The following is a 249-nucleotide window of genomic DNA, read 5'->3' on the forward strand; positions in this document are numbered from 1 at the left end:
GTGCGGGTGGAAGATTTCGGCGGGCTGCTAGTGGATTTTTGCCGCGATATCCGGGCGGACGCCATCGTCAAGGGGCTGCGTTCCGCGGTGGATCTTGATGCGGAATACCCCATGGCGCTCATGAACCGGGAAATATCGGGGATCGAAACGGTGTTCCTGGTGGGGGACCCGGCGAAAGGCCATATTGCCTCCTCGCTGGTCAAAGATGTGGCACGGCACAAAGGTGACGTGCAGAGTTTCGTTCCCGCG

Annotated in this window: 1 pseudogene; it reads left to right on the top strand. The window is 60.2% G+C overall.

Annotated features, from left to right (window positions below):
- Window positions 1-249, top strand: a pseudogene (locus QP415_RS12440) (pantetheine-phosphate adenylyltransferase); the annotation flags it as partial.

The organism is Pauljensenia sp. UMB3104 (assembly GCF_030217285.1).
Lineage (GTDB): Bacteria > Actinomycetota > Actinomycetes > Actinomycetales > Actinomycetaceae > Pauljensenia.